Origin of the sequence: Pseudomonas sp. UBA4617, from assembly GCF_002386445.1 — a bacterium.
Taxonomy (GTDB): Bacteria; Pseudomonadota; Gammaproteobacteria; order Pseudomonadales; family Pseudomonadaceae; genus Aquipseudomonas.
On the sequence record NZ_DGIR01000038.1, the window covers coordinates 70,582 to 88,878 of the forward strand.

An 18,297-nucleotide genomic window follows, 5' to 3' on the forward strand; every position below is an offset into this window, starting at 1 on the left:
CATGTTCCGACCCAAACTGTTGTTCACCAGCCTCGCCGCACTCGCCCTCGGTGCCTGCTCGCCGCAGGACCCGCAAGCCGTGACCTCCGCTGCAATTGCCAAGCAGGTGATCCTGCCCACCTACAGCCGCTGGGTCGAAGCCGACCGCATGCTGGCCGCCAGCGCCCTGGCCTATTGCGAAGGCAAGGAAACCCTGGACAAGGCCCGTGCCGACTTCCTCAACGCGCAAAAGGCCTGGGCCGAACTGCAACCGCTGCTGGTCGGCCCGCTGGCTGAAGGCAACCGCGCCTGGCAGGTACAGTTCTGGCCCGACAAGAAAAACCTGGTCGGTCGCCAGGTCGAGCAACTGGTCAGCGCCGACACACCGGTCGATGCCGAGGCCTTGGGCAAGGCCAGTGTCGTGGTGCGTGGCCTTTCGGCCTACGAATACATCCTGTTCGACAGCAAGCCGGACATCGCCACGGCCGAGCAGAAGGCCCGCTACTGCCCGCTGTTGGTCGCTATCGGTGAACACCAGAAGGCGCTGGCCGAAGATATCCTCAAGCGCTGGAACAGCACCGACGGCATGCTGTCGCAGATGACCAAGTTCCCCAACCAGCGCTACGCCGACTCTCATGAGGCGATCGCCGACCTGCTGCGTGCCCAGGTCACTGCGCTGGACAGCCTGAAGAAGAAGCTCGGCGCGCCGATGGGGCGCCAGAGCAAGGGCATCCCGCAGCCGCTGCAGGCCGAAGCCTGGCGCAGCCACAACTCGCTGAACAGCCTGCAGGCCAGCCTCAAGGCCGCCGAAGCGGTGTGGGTCGGGGTCGACAACCAGGGCCTGCGCGGCCTGCTACCCAGCGACCAGAAAGCCCTGGCGGACAAGATCGACGATGCCTACGCGAGCGCGCTCAAACTGCTGGCCGACAACCACAAGACCCTGGGTGAACTGCTGGCCGACGAGGCCGGCCAGCAAACCCTCAACCAGATCTACGACAGCCTCAACGTCGTCCATCGCCTGCATGAAGGCGAGTTGGCCAAGGCGTTGAACATCCAGCTGGGCTTCAATGCCAACGACGGTGACTGATCATGCTGCGACGCCAGGCCCTCAAACTCGGTAGCGTATTGCTCAGCGCCCTCACCCTGGGCGGCTGGAGCCTGTTCCGCAACAAAGGCAGCGAACCGCTGCTGCTGTCGGCGCGTGACGACGGCGACGGCAAGCACTACGCGGTCGGGTTCCGCCTGGACGGTACCCAGGTATTCAGCACCCAGGTCGCCCAGCGTTGCCATGCCATCATCCATCACCCGCAACTGCCGATCGCCCTGTTCGTCGCCCGCCGCCCCGGCACCGAAAGCTACCTGGTCGACCTGCGCGACGGGCGCCTGTTGCAAACCGTACACTCGCAACCGAACCGGCATTTCTACGGCCATGCGGTGGTGCACAAGAGTGGCGAATGGCTATACGCCACCGAGAACGACACCACCGACCCCGGGCGTGGCGTGCTCGGCGTGTACCGCTTCGCGGGTGAACGCCTGGTGCACAGCGGCGAACTGCCGACCCACGGCATCGGCCCGCACGAGCTGGCCTGGTTGCCAGACGGCGAGACACTGGTGGTGGCCAACGGCGGTATCCGCACCGAAGCCGAAAGCCGGGTGGAGATGAACCTCGACGCCATGCAGCCGAGCCTGGTGCTGATGCAGCGCGACGGTACCCTGCTGAGCAAGGAAACCCTGGCCCAGCAGATGAACAGCGTACGCCACCTGGCGGTGGGCAGCGACGGCACCATCGCCGCCTGCCAGCAATTCATGGGGGCTGCCGACGAGACCGCCGAGCTGCTGGCGATCAAGCGTCCGGGCGAGCCATTCAAGGCCTTCCCGGTGCCGCAGCAGCAGTTGCAGGCCATGGCGCAGTACACCGCCAGTGTCGCCATCCACAGCGAGTTGCGGCTGGTCGCGCTGACCGCGCCACGGGCCAACCGCCTGTTCATCTGGCACCTGGACACCGGCGCGGTGCGGCTGGACGCACCGATGCCTGATTGCGCCGGGGTTGGCGCGGTACAGGATGGTTTCGTGGTTACCTCCGGGCAAGGCCGTTGCCGCTTCTATGACTGCCGCAAGACCGAACTGGTCGGGCAGCCGCTGAACCTGCCGTCCGGTTTCTGGGATAATCACCTGCACCTGGTCTGATCTTCGGGTTGGCCGTACTGACCATATCGCGGCTGAAGCCGCTCCTACAGGGACCGCACAAGCCGCCGACCACGCGCCCCCTGGAGGAGCGGCTTCAGCCGCGAAGGGGCGGCACAGGCAAGCCACTCCCCTTCCCGCAAAAAACAGTCGATAATTCCCTCATCCACACGTGGGCAGGATCGCCCGTTGTCGTGTCCAAACAAAAAACAATTGCATCCAAGGAAACGGACCTATGCTGCGCCGCCGCATGCTCATCATGTTGGCCGTGGTTCTGCTGATCGTGCTGGCCTTGGGGGGCTACAAAGCCTTCTCGATCTACCAGCAGATCCAGCTATTCACTGCCCCACGGCCGCCCATCACCGTGGCGGCCACCCTGGCCGAGCAGCGCCCGTGGCAAGAGCGCCTGCCCGCCGTTGGCAGCCTCAAGGCGCTCCAGGGGGTGGAACTGAGCCTGGAGGTGGAAGGCATCGTCAAGGCCCTGCACTTCGACTCCGGCCAGCAGGTCAAGGCCGGGCAACTGCTGTTGCAACTCAATGACGACCAGGAAACCGCCTTGCTCGGCACCGCCCTGGCCGACCTCGGCCTGGCCAAGGTCGATTTCGGCCGCGGCAGCCAACTAGTGGGTGACGCGGCCATCTCCCGCGGCGAGTTCGATCGCCTCACCGCCCAGTACCGGCGCAACCAGGCACTGGTCGAGCAACTCAAGGCATCGAAGACCAAGAAGAGCATCAGCGCCCCGTTCAGCGGCACTATCGGCATACGCCAGGTGGATGTCGGCGACTATTTGGCCGCCGGTACGGTGATCGCCACCCTGCAGGACCTGTCCAGCCTCTATGTCGACTTCAACGTGCCGGAACAGGCCCTGCCGCGCCTGAGCGTGGGCCAGCAGGTGCTGGTGCAGGTGCCGGCCTACCCCGGCCAGACCTTTCCCGCCAGCCTGAGCGCGATCAACCCCAAGGTCGATGAAGCCACGCGCAACCTGCTGGTGCGCGCGACCATGGCCAACCCGGACGGCAAGCTGCTGCCGGGCATGTTCGCCAGCCTGCTGATCCTGCTGCCCAACCCGCAGCCACAAGTGGTGGTGCCGGAGAGCGCCATCACCTACACCCTGTATGGCAACTCGGTGTACATCGCCACGCCGAAAAAGGACAAGAACGGCAAGCCGCTGAACGACGACAAGGGCCAGCCGCAGCTCACCGCCGAGCAGCGCACGGTGCAGACCGGCGAGCGCCGTGACGGTGTGGTGGTGGTCAGCAAGGGCCTGCAGGCCGGGGACCAGGTGGTCACCGCCGGTCAACTGAAACTGACCCCGGGGGCCGCAATCCGCATCGGCGAGGACCAAGCCCTCAAGCCCGAAGCGGGCGCGCCGGGCAATTGACAGGAGGCTGGCATGGCATTCACCGACCCGTTCATCCGCCGCCCGGTGCTGGCCAGCGTGGTCAGCCTGCTGATCCTGTTGCTGGGTTTCCAGGCTTGGAGCAAGCTGCAGATCCGCCAGTATCCGCAAATGGAAAACGCCCTGATCACGGTCACTACCGCCTACCCCGGCGCCAACGCCGAAACCATCCAGGGCTACATCACCCAGCCCTTGCAGCAAAGCCTGGCCAGCGCCGAAGGCATCGACTACATGACCTCGGTGAGCCGCCAGAACTTCTCGATCATTTCCATCTACGCGCGCATCGGTGCCGACAGCGACCGGTTGTTCACAGAACTGCTGGCCAAGGCCAACGAAGTGCGCAACAAGTTGCCCCAGGATGCCGAGGACCCGGTCCTGAGCAAGGAAGCCGCCGATGCGTCGGCACTGATGTACATCAGCTTCTACAGCAAGGAGATGAGCAACCCGCAGATTACCGACTACCTGTCGCGGGTCATCCAGCCCAAGCTGGCCACCCTGCCGGGCATGGCCGAGGCGGAGATTCTCGGCAACCAGGTGTTCGCCATGCGCATCTGGCTCGACCCGGTAAAACTGGCCGGCCATGGCCTGTCGGCCAGCGACGTGACCACTGCCGTGCGCCGCTACAACTTCCTCTCCGCCGCCGGCGAGGTGAAGGGCGAATACGTGGTCACCAGCATCAACGCCAGCACCGAGCTGAAGTCGGCCGAGGCCTTCGCTGCCCTGCCGGTCAAGACCAGCGGTGACAGCCGCGTGCTGCTCGGCGATGTGGCCCGGGTCGAGATGGGGGCGGAAAACTACGACACGGTCAGCTCGTTCGACGGTACCCCGTCGGTGTACATCGGCATCAAGGCCACCCCGGCGGCCAACCCGCTGGACGTGATCAAGGAAGTGCGGCGCATTATGCCCGAGCTGGAAAGCCAGCTGCCCTCGGCGTTGAAGGTGTCGATCGCCTACGACGCCACGCTGTTCATCCAGGCCTCCATCGACGAAGTGATCAAGACCCTCGGCGAAGCGGTGCTGATCGTCATTGTCGTGGTGTTCCTGTTCCTCGGTGCCCTGCGTTCGGTGCTGATCCCGGTGGTGACCATTCCGCTATCGATGATCGGCGTGCTGTTTTTCATGCAGATGATGGGCTACTCGCTCAACCTGCTGACGCTGCTGGCCATGGTGCTGGCCATCGGCCTGGTGGTGGATGATGCGATTGTCGTGGTGGAGAACATCCACCGGCACATGGAAGAGGGCAAGTCGCCGTTCGATGCCGCCCTCGAAGGTGCTCGCGAAATCGCCATGCCCGTGGTGTCGATGACCATCACCCTGGCAGCGGTGTATGCACCGATCGGTTTCCTTACCGGGCTCACCGGCGCGCTGTTCAAGGAATTTGCCCTGACCCTGGCCGGTGCAGTGATCATCTCCGGCGTCGTGGCACTCACCCTGTCACCGATGATGTGTGCCCTGCTGTTGCGCCAGGAGCAGAACCCCAGCGGCCTGGCACACCGCCTGGACATGCTGTTCGAACGCCTGAAAGTGCGCTACCAACGCCTGCTGCACGCCACCCTCGACAGCCGTCCGGTGGTACTGGTATTCGCCGTGATCATCCTCTGCCTGATCCCGGTGTTGCTGAAATTCACCCAGAACGAACTGGCGCCCAACGAGGACCAGGGGGTGATCTTCATGATGAGCAGCTCGCCGCAAACGGCGAACCTGGATTACCTCAACGCCTATACCGACACGTTCACCCCGCTGTTCAAGACCTTCCCCGAGTACTACTCCTCGTTCCAGATCAATGGCTTCAACGGCGTGCAGACCGGCATCGGTGGCTTCCTGCTCAAACCCTGGAACGAGCGCGAACGCACGCAAATGGAATTGCTGCCGCTGGTGCAAGCCAAGCTCGAGGAAATCGGCGGCCTGCAGATCTTCGGCTTCAACCTGCCATCGCTGCCCGGTACTGGCGAAGGCCTGCCGTTCCAGTTCGTGATCAACAGTGCCGGTGACTACCCTGCCCTGCTGGAGGTCGCCCAGCGCATCAAGGCCCGCGCCCAGGAGTCCGGCAAGTTCGCCTTCCTCGATATCGACCTGGCGTTCGACAAACCCGAGGTGGTGGTGGATATCGACCGTGCCAAGGCAGCGCAGATGGGGGTATCGATGGATACCCTGGGCGGCACCCTGGCTACCTTGCTGGGCGAAGGGGAAATCAACCGCTTCACCCTCGAAGGCCGCAGCTACAAGGTGATTGCCCAGGTTGAAAGGCCCTACCGCGACAACCCAGGCTGGCTGAACAACTACTACGTGAAGAACGACCAGGGCCAGCTGCTGCCCTTGTCGACGCTGATTACCCTCAGCGACCGCGCTCGCCCCCGCCAGCTCAACCAGTTCCAGCAACTGAACTCGGCGATCATCCAGGGGGTGCCGATGGTCAGCCTCGGCGAGGCGCTGCAGACCGTGCAGGGCATCGCCCGCGAGGAAGCCCCGGAGGGCTTCGCCTTCGACTATGCCGGGGCGGCTCGCCAATACGTGCAGGAAGGTAGCGCACTCTGGGTAACCTTCGGCCTGGCGTTGGCGATCATCTTCCTGGTGCTGGCGGCGCAGTTCGAAAGTTTCCGCGACCCGCTGGTGATCCTGGTGACGGTACCGTTGTCGATCTGCGGCGCGTTGCTGCCGTTGTTCCTCGGTGTATCAAGCATGAACATCTACACCCAGGTCGGGCTGGTGACGCTGATCGGCCTGATCAGCAAGCATGGCATCCTGATCGTCGAGTTCGCCAACCAGTTGCGCGAGGAACAGGGCCTGAGCGTGCGTGAGGCGATCGAGGAAGCGGCGGCGATTCGCTTGCGGCCAGTGCTGATGACCACCGCAGCGATGGTGTTTGGCATGGTCCCGCTGATTCTGGCGACCGGGGCGGGGGCGGTCAGCCGTTTTGACATTGGTACGGTGATCGCTACCGGCATGTCGATCGGCACGCTGTTCACTCTGTTCGTATTGCCCTGCATCTATACCTTGCTGGCGCACAAGGAGGTGGCCAGGCAGACAGCGGTGGCTTGAACCGGCGTCTTCGCGGGTAAACCCAGGAAGGGGCCGGCAAGGCAGACGCAAAAATGCAGAGGCCCCGCAATCGCGAGGCCTCTGGCATTTCCATCTGGTGCCGGGTTCAACCAAACGGCCGCAACCCCTGGCGCATGCCGAACAGGAACAACAGCAGGTCCTGATCAGGCGCAACCTTGGCCTGTTGCTGCGGTTTCACTTCCCGCGGCAACGCGCACTGGTCGGCCATATCGGCTCTGCTGAACACTGTCGGCTTCGGCTCTTCCCACGCAGCCACCGCCACGGTGGTCACCGCCAGGCCAACTACCAGGAACAAAGCTCGAGCTATTTCTAGTTTCATTGCCCTAACCCTTTGACAGCGCTGCCAAACGCCATCTGGTAAAAATAGAGCAATGTTTGCCATTCCGCGTCGTTCAACGACGAATGGCGGCGCAACTGGCGCAGGTCATTGCCCGCCGCACGCTGGCAACTGATACGTCGCCGGCACTTTTCCAGGTCCAGCAGCGCGACCTCGACCTGGGCCTGCTCACCTTCGCCAATCACCTTGATGAAGACATGCTTGCCATACAGGCAGCCGTGCTGCCAGTGGCCCAGGTGCATGCGCGCCAGGTTGTCGGCCAGGTCCTTGAGCATGCGCTCGTGCACCACCTGCGGATAACGTTCGCGGGCACCTTCGGCATGCCAGGTATCGAGTTCGACGAAACCGTCGAGCGCTTCGCTAACCAGCAGCGCACGCCATTGACGATCGGCATCACGCTCGGCACCACAGAAGACGATGCGCGGCACGCGCACGCCCAACTGCTCGAAACTGTTCAAAGCATCGAGTTCTCGCAATACGGTCGGCCGACCGAAAGGGTGCAGCAGGCTACGGTAGATGTGCCCGACCTGGCGCTTGGCATACAGCAGCTTGCCATTGGCATCGTTCAGGCGTTGCACGCCACTCTCGCCACCGCGACGCTGGTTTGGCTCCTCGACCCACTCGCCCTGCTGGCGCCAGTAAAAATCGAACCGCGACTCCCCTTTCCGGGCTACAGCCATCAAACACTACCCCTTACGCAATACATAGACCCGCCACATGGCATAGAACGGCAGGAAGTCGAGGCGTTCCTGGATTCTGAAGCCGGCGGCCCTGAATTCTTCTTCCACCGTTTCAGCCGGTAACACGAAACGGTTCTGGTAATTGTCCTGCGCGGCTTTGCGAGCGTTGCGGCGTTGCTCCAGCTTCTTCCGCCGCCAAGCCTTGAAATTGCCATCCACCCACAATGACAGGATCACACTATCACGGCTAACTCGCTGAAATTCCGAAAGAATGGTCTTTCGGTGGGCAGCTTCGCCAATGTGATGGAAAAGCCGCATGCAGAAGATGCTGTCCACCGAATTGTCCGGCAGGTCGATGGCAAAAGCCGAAGTCTGCAAGGGACGTACCCGCGCTACCACCTCTGGCGGTTGTGCTGCACAGGCTGTCTCGATCATCGCCTCGGAGTTGTCGGCGCCAATGATCACCCGGTTGGGTTTCTCTGCGAGCAACGGCCAGAAGCGGCCAGCGCCGCATGGCAGGTCGAGGACCAGGCCAGGCTCTCCTGCCAATGCCAGGGCGCGACGCGCCAGTTGCTCATCTCGCTTGTGGGAAAGACGTCGCGCCAGGCCATCCTGGTGCTTGAGAAAGTACTCACGGGCATGTTCTTTGTCGTACTTCTCGGAAAATTCAAGCTTGATGGGACTACGCATTGGGCATCTCCTGATTCCATTCCACCCACAATAGGCAAGCAGGCGTTGGAATCAGGTCATGCTGGTGTGAAAAAAACGTCATCGCCGCAGCGACCTGTAACAGCAGTTTACTCTGCCTCAGGATCGCCCTTGGTCGCGGAATTGCTCAGGTCGACGTGGAAACGGCAGCCGTGCGGCTGGGTTGAGGTCAGGGTCACATGCCAACCCTGGTCGTCGCAGATTCGCTGCACCAACGACAGGCCCAAGCCCAGGCCTTCGCCACGCCGTTCATCACCGCGCACGAATGGCCGAAACATGGCCTCGCGCTGCTCTTCGGGAATACCCACGCCACTGTCTTCGACACTGAAACCGTTAGCCTCGAGGCTCAGGCGGATGTAGCCGCTGTCGGTATAGTGCGCGGCATTGCGCAACAGGTTGCCCATCACCGATTGCAGGAAGGTAGCGTTGTACAGCACTGTACTGGCACTGACGCGGCCGTCGAAATACAAGGCCAGGCCTTTCTGCTCGATGGTGTCACGCCACACGCCGACCAGTTCGTCTGCCACTTCCCGCAGGGTGGCGCGCGAGGCCACCGCGCCCTCGTCGCGTTGTGCCCGGGCCAGCATCAGGAAGGTCTTGACCAGCTCGCGCATCTCCTCCGTAGCCCTTGCCACACGCTCCACCTGGCTGCGCGAGCGGGCATCGAGGTTGGGGTTCTCCATCAGCAGTTCACATGAAGTGGCCAGCACCATCAATGGCGTGCGAAGTTCGTGGCTGACGTCGCTGGTGAACAGCCTTTCCCGGGTCAATGCGTCACGCAGGCGGCCCAAGGTATCGTCGAATGCTACCGCCAGCTGGCCGACTTCGTCCGCCGCATAGTCCGGCGCGAGCGGCGGCGCCAGGCCCAGCAACTGGTCACGATGGCGCACCTGTCGCGCCAGGCGGATAACCGGTGCCATCACCCGGCGCGCCACCAGCCAACCGAGGATCACTGCCAGCACCAGGCTGAGCACGAAGCCCACCACCACTACCGCAAACAGCAGGCGCTCGCGTTCTTCGAAGTCGCTCTGGTCCTGCAGCAGGACGTAGCGGCGGCCATCGACGATCTCGACCATGGCGTGGTACGACAGCTGGTCGCGGAACACCTCGTGGAAGCCCCGGTCGAGGTGGCGCAGGTCCTTGGGCAGTTCGAAGTCGTCGCGCCCGCCGCTGAAGTAGAACAACTGGTCAGGGCGCGGCCGGTGGCTCCAGTCGCTGACACTGTCCATGCGCAGCAGGCGCTGCAGGTCACCGCCCAGTACGGAGGAAATCAGCCGTTCCTCGACCAGGTGCACAGTACCGACGATGCCAAAGGCGAAGGCCCCGGCCACCAGCGCGCTCATCAGAGCAAAGGCGATGATGATGCGCTGGGCAAGGCTTTGCTTAAACTCCATCGCGGCCCTCGGCGAGGCGGTAGCCGACGCCATGGACGGTGTGCAGCAGCGGTTTTTCGAACGGTTTGTCGATCACCTGGCGCAACTGATGCACGTGGCTGCGCAGGCTGTCGCTGTCAGGGCAATCATCGCCCCACAGGGCTTCTTCGAGTACTTCGCGGCGCAACACGTGCGGGCTCTTCTGCATCAATACCGCAAGCAGCTTGAGGCCGACCGGGTTGAGCTTGAGCAGGCGGCCCTGGCGGGTAACCTCGAGGGTATCCAGGTCGTAGCTGAGATCAGCTACTTGCAGGGTGCGGCGCCCGCCCCCCTGGGCACGGCGCAGCACCGCTTCGATGCGCGCGGCCAGCTCCGACAAGGCGAAGGGTTTCAGCAGGTAATCGTCGGCCCCGGAGCGGAAGCCCTGCAGGCGGTCATCGAGCTGGTCGCGGGCAGTGAGCATGATCACCGGCGTGTCGCGGCGGGCGTCTTCGCGCAAGCGCTTGCACAGGGTGTAGCCATCTATGCCAGGCAGCATGATGTCGAGCACGATCAGGTCGTAGTGCTCGGTAGCGGCCAGGTGCAGGCCGGACAGGCCATCCTGGGCGCAGTCTACGGTGTAGCCCTTCATGCCCAGGTAATCGGCCAGGTTGGCCAGAATATCGCGGTTGTCTTCAACCAAAAGAATGCGCATCGGTTTCTCCTGTGCGGCGCTTCTCGCTGTAGCGCGGCAGGCGCAGCTTAAGGCCTATGCCTGCAGGGTGCCAGCCCCGGGCAAAATTCATCGGACCTGACGGTTTTTTCACTGATCCTTCACGGACACAGGATAGCGGGCAGCCGACAATGCCCGATCTTTTCCGCGTCCTTGGAGCCGTCATGCAGCTAGCAACCCGACCCCGCCCGATCAATTTCTGGCTGTACCTGGGGATTCCCCTGGCGACCGCTTTGGGCTTGATCCTGCTGGAACTGACCTCGGTCGACATGGACATCGCCAAACTGTTTTTCGACCCCGCGGCGGGCCAGTTCATCGGCCGTCACAGCTATTTGCTGGAGAACATCCTGCATGACCGGGTCAAGCAGGGGGTGATCCTGCTTGGGGTATTGTCGCTGCTGACCTTTGCCGCAAGCTTCTTCTGCAAGCGCCTGTTCGGCTGGCGCCGCGAGCTGGGTTGCCTGGTGCTGGCACTGGGCCTGTCCACGGCGTTCGTCACGCCGCTAAAGAAGGTGACCCAGGTGCAATGCCCGTGGAGCCTCACCCAGTTCGGCGGCAGCGAAACCTACAGCAAGCTGCTGGAACCACGCCCGGCTACCGACAAACCCGGGCTGTGCTGGCCGGGCGGGCATGCGGCGACCGGTTTCTGCCTGTTCGGACTGTTCTTCATGCTGCGAGACCGCAAACCGCGCCTGGCACGGGCAGCATTGGCGCTGGCTTTCGTTGCCGGGTCGGTACTGTCGCTGGGGCGGATGATGCAAGGGGCGCATTTCCTGTCACACAACGTCTGGACGGCGGTGTTCTGCTGGTTGATCGGCTTGGGCTCGTATTACCTGGTTCTGTATCGGCGGGGAATGGCTGAGGTACCTGCCGCTGAGCGTAGCGTCGCCTGAACGGGGGGCGCTTCGCGGTCGTTCCGCCGGAAGATGGAGTCAAGGCTGCCAGGTGCCTGCCTTGGGTTTCGAGGTGGTGCGTAGATCGAGCGCCGCCCGCGCGGCGCTCGATCTCACAGGCGCCCTGCAACCCACGCCAGGCACAAAAAAGCCCCGGTTCTAGCGAACCGGGGCTTTCTGTTGGTGCAGGGGGTAAGGCTGGCTTACATCATGCCGCCCATGCCACCCATGCCGCCCATGTCAGGCATGCCAGCAGCTGGCTTGTCTTCCGGCAGGTCGGCAACCATGGCTTCGGTGGTGATCATCAGACCGCCAATCGAAGCAGCAGCTTGCAGCGCCGAGCGGGTGACCTTGGCTGGGTCCAGGATACCCATCTCGATCATGTCGCCGTATTCGCCGGTAGCAGCGTTGTAACCGAAGTTACCCGAACCTTGCTTGACCTTGTCAGCGACAACGCTTGGCTCGTCGCCGGCGTTGGCAGTGATCTGGCGCAGCGGCGCTTCGACAGCGCGACGCAGCAGGGCAATACCGACGTTCTGGTCTTCGTTGTCGCCTTTGAGGTTGGCAATGGCCGCCAGCGAGCGCACCAGGGCCACACCACCGCCAGGCACCACGCCTTCTTCAACGGCTGCACGGGTAGCGTGCAGGGCGTCTTCAACGCGGGCTTTCTTCTCTTTCATTTCAACTTCGGTGCCGGCACCCACCTTGATCACGGCAACACCACCGGCCAGTTTGGCCAGGCGCTCTTGCAGCTTCTCACGGTCGTAGTCCGAGGAAGTTTCTTCGATCTGGGCACGGATCTGCTTGACGCGTGCTTCGATCTCGCCGTCGGCACCAGCGCCGTCGATGATGGTGGTGTTTTCCTTGGACAGGATGACGCGCTTGGCGTTACCCAGGTGCTCCAGGGTGGCGGTTTCCAGGGACAGGCCGATTTCTTCGGAGATGACCTGGCCGCCGGTCAGGACGGCGATGTCCTGCAGCATGGCCTTGCGGCGGTCGCCGAAGCCCGGTGCCTTGACCGCAGCAACCTTGACGATGCCGCGCATGTTGTTGACCACCAGGGTAGCCAGCGCTTCGCCTTCGACGTCCTCGGCAACGATCAGCAGCGGGCGGCCGGCCTTGGCAACGGCTTCCAGCACTGGCAGCAGCTCACGGATGTTGGAGATCTTCTTGTCGACCAGCAGCAGCAGCGGGCTTTCCAGCTCGGCAACCATGGTGTCCGGCTTGTTCACGAAGTACGGCGACAGGTAGCCACGGTCGAACTGCATGCCTTCCACGACAGACAGTTCGTTTTCCAGGCCCGAGCCTTCTTCAACGGTGATCACGCCTTCTTTACCGACTTTTTCCATGGCTTCGGCGATGATTTCACCGATGGAGCTGTCGGAGTTGGCGGAGATGGTACCGACCTGAGCGATGGCCTTGGAGTCGGCGCATGGCTTGGACAGGTTCTTCAGTTCGGCAACGACGGCAGCAGTGGCCTTGTCGATACCGCGCTTCAGGTCCATCGGGTTCATGCCGGCAGCGACGGCCTTCAGCCCTTCGTTGACGATGGCCTGGGCCAGGACGGTAGCGGTGGTGGTACCGTCACCGGCTGCGTCGTTGGCCTTGGAAGCGACTTCCTTGACCAACTGGGCGCCCATGTTCTCGAAGGCGTCCTTCAGCTCGATTTCCTTGGCGACGGAAACGCCGTCCTTGGTGATGGTCGGCGCGCCGAAGCTCTTGGCCAGGACCACGTTGCGGCCTTTCGGGCCCAGGGTCGCTTTTACGGCATCAGCCAGAACGTTGACACCAACGAGCATTTTCTTACGGGCGGAATCACCAAATTTTACGTCTTTAGCAGCCATGATCGTTTAATCCTTTGGAATTCTTTGGAGTAACGGGAAGTCGGGGAAATCAGCCTTCGATGACGGCGAGGATTTCGTTCTCGGCCATGACCAGCAGGTCTTCGCCATCGACTTTCACGGTGTTGCTGCCCGAGTAAGGGCCGAAAACCACTTTGTCACCCACTTTCACTGCCAACGCGCGCACTTCGCCGTTGTCCAGGATGCGACCGGTGCCGACGGCGACTACTTCGCCGCGGTTTGGCTTTTCAGCGGCCGAACCCGGCAGGACGATACCGCCAGCGGTTTTCGATTCTTCTTCGCTGCGACGGATAACGACGCGGTCATGCAGAGGACGAAGCTTCATTGTCGATCTCTCCCAAATTGTGGTTTTCATCGGCCGGTGTCGACACCGGCGGGTTGATGCTGTCCGGCGTAGCCGGAAGGCCGCTCGCGCTGGGCGAACCGCCTGAGTCATGTCTGGTGTCGCCACCAGAAACCTTGCGGTGACCACATACATGAGGCCTTCATATTCAATTACAAGGCTTGCTTCAGAATTTTTTTCATCAGCCGGTTGGTCCCGGCAAAACACAGGGGCCGCTGCGCGCCCCTTTCGCCACAAAAGGCCGCTTGCCTCCCGTGTGGGAGCGGCCTTGTATCGCGAAAAGGGCCGCAAAGCGGCCCCCGATCTTTACTTGTCGCGACGCTCGTACTCGCCTTCGATCACATTCGGGCGGTGGCCGCCATCACGCGGCTGCGGCTGGAACGGGTCGTCGCGGAATGCCCGCTGGCGCACGGCCTGTGCCTCGGCACGCTCACGCATCTTGCGGGCGGCCAGGTGACGGGTGAATGGCAGCAGGCACAGCAGGCCCAACACGTCGCTGATGAAACCTGGCAGCAACAGCAGGCCACCACCGACGGCGAGCATCAGGCCCTGGAACATGTCCTCGGCGGGCAGTTCGCCACGCTGCAGGCTTTCCCGGGCACGCAGCGCGGTGGCCAGCCCGGCCACCCGCATCACCAGCACACCCAGCGCGGAGCCGGCGATGATCAACAGCAGCGCCGGGAAGAAACCGATGGCGGCGCTGACCTTCACGAAGACGAACAGCTCCAGCACGGGAAACAGGAGAAACAACAGTAGAAAAGCACGCATCAAAGCATTCCTCGTCGGAAGAAAACCTTCCTGTAAGACCCACAGATGGATGCGTGCGCTCGGCTTTTCAAGCCTCGACCTTGGCCACGGCCGGCCATTGGTCGGCGCGCGCCAGCAAAACCAGGGCTTCACGGACTTGTGTCGGCGTATTGCAAGTATGTGGGAAAGGCAACCAGTGCACCGCCTGACCGATACGCAGGTGCATGCCCTCGCTGTCCACCCCGACCAGTTGCGCGGGCGCATGGCGTGGCAAATCGGCCAGTTCGACGTAGTGGGCGATGGCGTTGGCATGGTCACTGTTCATGTGCTCGACCATGCTCGCCTCGGCCTTGCCGGCGAACGGGTTGGCCAGGGTCACCTGGTCAAGCCAGTGGATCGCACCAAAGCCGCCGATGTAACGGTGGCGTACAGGTTGCAGCACCCAGAAGTCGAAGTCGTGAGCCTTGTGGTAGTTGGCGGCGTCCGGGAAATAGCGGTAGTAGCGTTCGGCGGCGGCGTCGATGGCAGCCCCGTCCACCAGCTTGTGCGCTTCGGCCATTACCGTCAGGCGTCCTACGGCTTGCACGTCCTCGGCCTCACGCTCACCGACCAGCAGCGAGCACTTGGGGTCTTTCTGCAGGTTGTGGGTGTGCTGGGCGATGCGGCTGATCAGGATCAGCGGGTTGCCTTGGGCGTCCAGACAATAGGGCACGACCGAGCCGAACGGGTAGCCGGGCATCGACCGCGAATGGGTCGAGAGTACGCCGCGGTATTCCTTGAGCAACAGTTCCCGGGCGGGGCGGATGGCGGTGGTACTCACTGGGCGGGCTCCTGGCGGCAGACTGGGTGGCCACACGATAGCATTTTCGGGTCCAGTGCCAATGGGGCCGCTGCGCGCCCCCCCGGCGGTTTACCAGGTAACGCCAAACCCAGCGGTATAGCGGGTCTTGTCCAGGTCACTCTCACGCGTACCGGTGATGATGTCCTTCTCTGCCTTGAGGTTGAGCGAGGCCCACTCGGTCACCTTGTAGCGCAGGCCAACCTCGGCATCCAGCGCGTAGTCGGCCACCCCACCCAGCGGCTTGGCGAACTCGCCGTTGGTGAACAGTTGCACGTTCTTGCCGATCAGGTAACGGGTGTAGTCCCACTTCAGTGCCGCGGAATAGAAGTTATCCTTGGCCCCGTCCTGGTATTCGAAGTCGGTGCGGTTGATCAACGAACCCAGCGAGAACGCACCCAGTTCATCATCCCAGAACTGGTAACCCGGGCCGGTACCCACGGTGCGCTGGCGGGCCAGATCTTCGACGTGGTCGCGCTTGTATTCCATGCGCCCCTGCCAGAACCACTTCTCGGTGAGGAAGCGGTCCAGGGCGTACTCGGCGCTCCAGTTGTTGGTGGTGGTGACGTCGTCCTTGGTCTCGCGGTTGTAGTCGCCTTCGGCGTTGTGCCGCCAGCGCCCGTGGCGGGCGCTGGTCTTGAAGCCGACGTCATAGTCGTCGGTATCGTTCTCGGCACGCTTGTAGTCCAGCGCCACGTCGACGTTGCCCTTCCACACGAAGTCCTCGACCAGCGGCTTGGGCTTCATGATCTGCTCGATGCTGGCCAATTCCACGGTCTTCGGCGTCTCACCGTTGGCCAGGGTCACCTTGCCAGGCTCGGCAGCCTTCAGCGACTTGGCTCGCTCACCGCTGTAGGCGTCCTGCTTGACCAGCAGCTCCTGGTCACTCTCCAGGGTCTGGACTTCTTTCCAATCCAGGGCGATGGAACCGCCATACGGGGTTTCCAGCAGCAGCTTGCCGCCGTCGAAGACTTTGATCTTGCCGCTGAGCCGGTCACCGTTCTTCATCCACACGGTGTCGGCGAACACCGGCGAGGCGCACAGGGAAACAGCCAGCAGACACAACAAGGATCTAGAATACATAAACGCACTACGGGTTCGATTTGACGAAAAAGCCGGGCATTATCCAGATACCGACGACCAGAGCAAGGACAGACCGGAAGCATGCCGTTGAGTTCAACTCTCATTCGCCGAACCGTTGGTCCGGTTTCATCTGCAGCCCAGAGGGGGCCTGATGTCCGTTGCCCATGAGCACGTCCTCGACAACGCCGAGGGCCGACGAACGGCGCTATATTCGGTACTGGGCCAGGTGCCTTCCGGCAAGGTTGTGAGCTATGGCCAGCTGGCCGAGCTGGCGGGTCTTGGCCGGGCGGCCCGCTGGGTCGGACGCACCCTCGGGCAACTGCCTGCAGACACCCGCCTGCCTTGGCACCGGGTGCTCGGCGCAGGCGGCAGGCTGAGCCTGGCGTCAGGTACCCCGTCGGGGGATGAACAACGGGCGCGGCTGCGCGCGGAGGGCGTGAATGTAACCAATAATCGTGTGGATATGACGCGCCATGGCTGGCGCCCGATGGAGCACAGCGGTTAGAGTGCGCGCTTTGTTTTCGCAAACTTGAGGCAGATGTTGGCCCATGCCCCGTAAAACCTGGCGCGCTGCGCTTGCTGCCTATGCCAGCCCGTCAACCTTGGTACTTTTGCTGCTCGGTTTCGCCGCCGGCCTGCCCTACATGCTGGTGTTCTCCACCCTCTCGGTGTGGTTGCGCGAAGCGGGCGTAGCCCGCGAAACCATTGGTTACGCCAGCCTGATCGGCCTGGCCTACGCCTTCAAGTGGGTGTGGTCGCCGCTGCTCGACCAATGGCGCCTGCCCCTGCTCGGTAGCCTGGGGCGCCGTCGGTCCTGGCTGTTGCTGTCACAATCGCTGGTGGTGATCGGGCTGGTCGGCATGAGCCTGTGCGATCCACAACAGCACCTGTCCTGGCTGATTGCCCTGGCAGTACTGGTGGCCTTCGCTTCGGCGACCCAGGACATCGCCGTCGACGCCTACCGCCTGGAAATCGCCGATGACCAGCGCCAGGCCGCGCTGGCCGCCAGCTACATGGCCGGCTACCGGGTAGCGGCCCTGCTGGCGACAGCAGGTGCCCTGTTCTTCGCCGAGTGGTTCGGCTCCACCGGCTTCAGCTACCTGCACAAGGCCTGGGCCGGCACCTACGTGATGTTCGCGGTGATGATGCTGCCCGCAGTGTTCACCACCCTGATCATGCGCGAGCCGCCCGTCCCCATGCGGACCCAGCTGTCGGCGGCGCGCTATGGGCTGGCGCACCAGCTGGCCTCGGTGTTCGTGCTGATCATTCTGCTGGTGTCGGTACCGGCCAGCTTCACCCAGATGTTCAATACCGGCTGGTCCAGCGTCATCTCCGGTGATGCCACGCCCCTGGACCTGCTGCTGGAAGACCGCGCCTTCCTGCGCCTGATCCTCTATGTGCTGCTGACCTGGGCCTGCCTGTCGAGCCTGGGCCGTCGCGGCCTGGCCCCGGTACTGACGCCGGTGAACGACTTCATTGCCCGCTACCGCTGGCAGGCCCTGCTGCTGCTCGGCCTGATCGCTACCTATCGCATGTCGGACACGGTGATGGGCGTGATGGCCAACGTGTTCTATATCGACATGGGTTTCACCAAGGACCAGATCGCCAGTGTCAGCAAGATCTTCGGCCTGATCATGACCCTGGTCGGCGCCGGGGCTGGCGGCCTGCTGATCGTGCGCTTCGGCATCATGCCGATCCTGTTCATCGGCGGCGCGGCCTCGGCGGGTACCAACATCCTGTTCCTGATGCTGGCCGACATGGGCCCGAACCTGCAGATGCTGGTGGTGACCATTTCGCTGGACAACTTCAGCTCCGGGCTGGCCACCTCGGCCTTCGTCGCCTACCTGTCGAGCCTGACCAACCTGAAGTTCTCCGCGACCCAGTATGCGTTGCTCAGCTCGATCATGCTGCTGTTGCCGCGCCTTATCGGCGGCTATTCAGGGGTCATGGTGGAGAAGTTCGGTTATCACGACTTCTTCCTGATCACCGCCTTGCTGGGCGTGCCGACCCTGATCCTGATTGCCCTGCAGTGGCGCCAGGAGGCCGGGCCGGGCAAACCGGTGGCAGCGGAACACTCGGCAGGCGAGCGCCCCTGAGAG

Annotated in this window: 17 protein-coding genes; 7 read left to right on the top strand and 10 right to left on the bottom strand. The window is 63.0% G+C overall.

Annotated features, from left to right (window positions below; translation table 11 throughout):
* Position 1 precedes the first annotated feature (1 nt).
* From B4L76_RS17100 to B4L76_RS17115, 4 genes are all read left to right on the top strand, one after another.
* On the top strand, positions 2 to 1,066 hold the full coding sequence (locus B4L76_RS17100) for an imelysin family protein (protein ID WP_296234126.1): 1,065 nt from the start codon (positions 2 to 4) through the stop codon (positions 1,064 to 1,066).
* A gap of 2 nt (positions 1,067 to 1,068) precedes the next feature.
* Entirely contained in the window at positions 1,069 to 2,166 is a 1,098-nt protein-coding gene (locus tag B4L76_RS17105; protein WP_296234128.1) for a DUF1513 domain-containing protein, read from the top strand.
* Between the two features lie 232 nt (positions 2,167 to 2,398).
* The gene (locus B4L76_RS17110) at positions 2,399 to 3,544 is read left to right on the top strand and encodes an efflux RND transporter periplasmic adaptor subunit (RefSeq protein ID WP_296234129.1); all 1,146 of its coding nucleotides are present in this window, start codon (positions 2,399 to 2,401) and stop codon (positions 3,542 to 3,544) included.
* A gap of 12 nt (positions 3,545 to 3,556) precedes the next feature.
* Complete coding sequence (locus B4L76_RS17115) at positions 3,557 to 6,601, top strand: multidrug efflux RND transporter permease subunit (protein WP_296234130.1); 3,045 nt, start codon at positions 3,557 to 3,559, stop codon at positions 6,599 to 6,601.
* A 106-nt stretch (positions 6,602 to 6,707) separates the two neighbouring features.
* On the opposite strand, the gene B4L76_RS17120 is transcribed toward B4L76_RS17115, so the two are convergent.
* The 5 genes from B4L76_RS17120 to colR form a co-directional block, all read right to left on the bottom strand.
* Complete coding sequence (locus B4L76_RS17120; protein ID WP_296234132.1) at positions 6,708 to 6,941, bottom strand: hypothetical protein; 234 nt, start codon at positions 6,939 to 6,941, stop codon at positions 6,708 to 6,710.
* On the bottom strand, positions 6,938 to 7,639 hold the full coding sequence (locus tag B4L76_RS17125) for a lipopolysaccharide kinase InaA family protein (protein ID WP_296234133.1): 702 nt from the start codon (positions 7,637 to 7,639) through the stop codon (positions 6,938 to 6,940). The genes B4L76_RS17120 and B4L76_RS17125 overlap by 4 nt, the downstream gene beginning before the upstream one ends.
* Positions 7,640 to 7,645: 6 nt before the next feature.
* The gene (locus tag B4L76_RS17130) at positions 7,646 to 8,329 is read right to left on the bottom strand and encodes a class I SAM-dependent methyltransferase (RefSeq protein WP_296234134.1); all 684 of its coding nucleotides are present in this window, start codon (positions 8,327 to 8,329) and stop codon (positions 7,646 to 7,648) included.
* 107 nt (positions 8,330 to 8,436) lie between these two features.
* Entirely contained in the window at positions 8,437 to 9,741 is a 1,305-nt protein-coding gene (locus tag B4L76_RS17135) for a sensor histidine kinase (RefSeq protein WP_296234136.1), read from the bottom strand.
* Positions 9,731 to 10,414, bottom strand: a complete 684-nt coding sequence (gene colR, locus B4L76_RS17140; RefSeq protein ID WP_003255215.1) for a two-component system response regulator ColR — start codon at positions 10,412 to 10,414, stop codon at positions 9,731 to 9,733. Before colR ends, B4L76_RS17135 begins: the two co-directional genes overlap by 11 nt.
* 182 nt (positions 10,415 to 10,596) lie before the next feature.
* Between colR and B4L76_RS17145 the strand changes: the two genes are divergently transcribed.
* Positions 10,597 to 11,325 (top strand): phosphatase PAP2 family protein, encoded by a 729-nt coding sequence (locus tag B4L76_RS17145; protein WP_296234137.1) that lies wholly within the window; start codon positions 10,597 to 10,599, stop codon positions 11,323 to 11,325.
* A gap of 203 nt (positions 11,326 to 11,528) precedes the next feature.
* On the opposite strand, the gene groL is transcribed toward B4L76_RS17145, so the two are convergent.
* From groL to B4L76_RS17170, 5 genes are all read right to left on the bottom strand, one after another.
* The gene (gene groL / locus B4L76_RS17150) at positions 11,529 to 13,169 is read right to left on the bottom strand and encodes a chaperonin GroEL (RefSeq protein WP_296234138.1); all 1,641 of its coding nucleotides are present in this window, start codon (positions 13,167 to 13,169) and stop codon (positions 11,529 to 11,531) included.
* Positions 13,170 to 13,218: 49 nt separating this feature from the next.
* Positions 13,219 to 13,512: a co-chaperone GroES gene (locus B4L76_RS17155; RefSeq protein ID WP_003260750.1), complete on the bottom strand. Its 294-nt coding sequence runs from the start codon at positions 13,510 to 13,512 to the stop codon at positions 13,219 to 13,221.
* A gap of 324 nt (positions 13,513 to 13,836) precedes the next feature.
* A complete protein-coding gene (locus B4L76_RS17160; protein WP_296234146.1) occupies positions 13,837 to 14,298 on the bottom strand; it encodes an FxsA family protein in 462 nt (153 codons plus the stop codon).
* Between the two features lie 67 nt (positions 14,299 to 14,365).
* Positions 14,366 to 15,097, bottom strand: coding sequence for a HugZ family protein (locus B4L76_RS17165; RefSeq protein WP_296234147.1), 732 nt, complete (start codon positions 15,095 to 15,097; stop codon positions 14,366 to 14,368).
* Positions 15,098 to 15,187: 90 nt separating this feature from the next.
* Positions 15,188 to 16,198, bottom strand: coding sequence for a DUF481 domain-containing protein (locus tag B4L76_RS17170; RefSeq protein ID WP_296234148.1), 1,011 nt, complete (start codon positions 16,196 to 16,198; stop codon positions 15,188 to 15,190).
* A gap of 151 nt (positions 16,199 to 16,349) precedes the next feature.
* Between B4L76_RS17170 and B4L76_RS17175 the strand changes: the two genes are divergently transcribed.
* Both B4L76_RS17175 and B4L76_RS17180 read left to right on the top strand, forming a co-directional pair.
* Entirely contained in the window at positions 16,350 to 16,703 is a 354-nt protein-coding gene (locus B4L76_RS17175; RefSeq protein WP_296234149.1) for an MGMT family protein, read from the top strand.
* A 43-nt stretch (positions 16,704 to 16,746) separates the two neighbouring features.
* Entirely contained in the window at positions 16,747 to 18,294 is a 1,548-nt protein-coding gene (locus tag B4L76_RS17180; RefSeq protein ID WP_296234151.1) for an AmpG family muropeptide MFS transporter, read from the top strand.
* Positions 18,295 to 18,297: the final 3 nt, after the last annotated feature.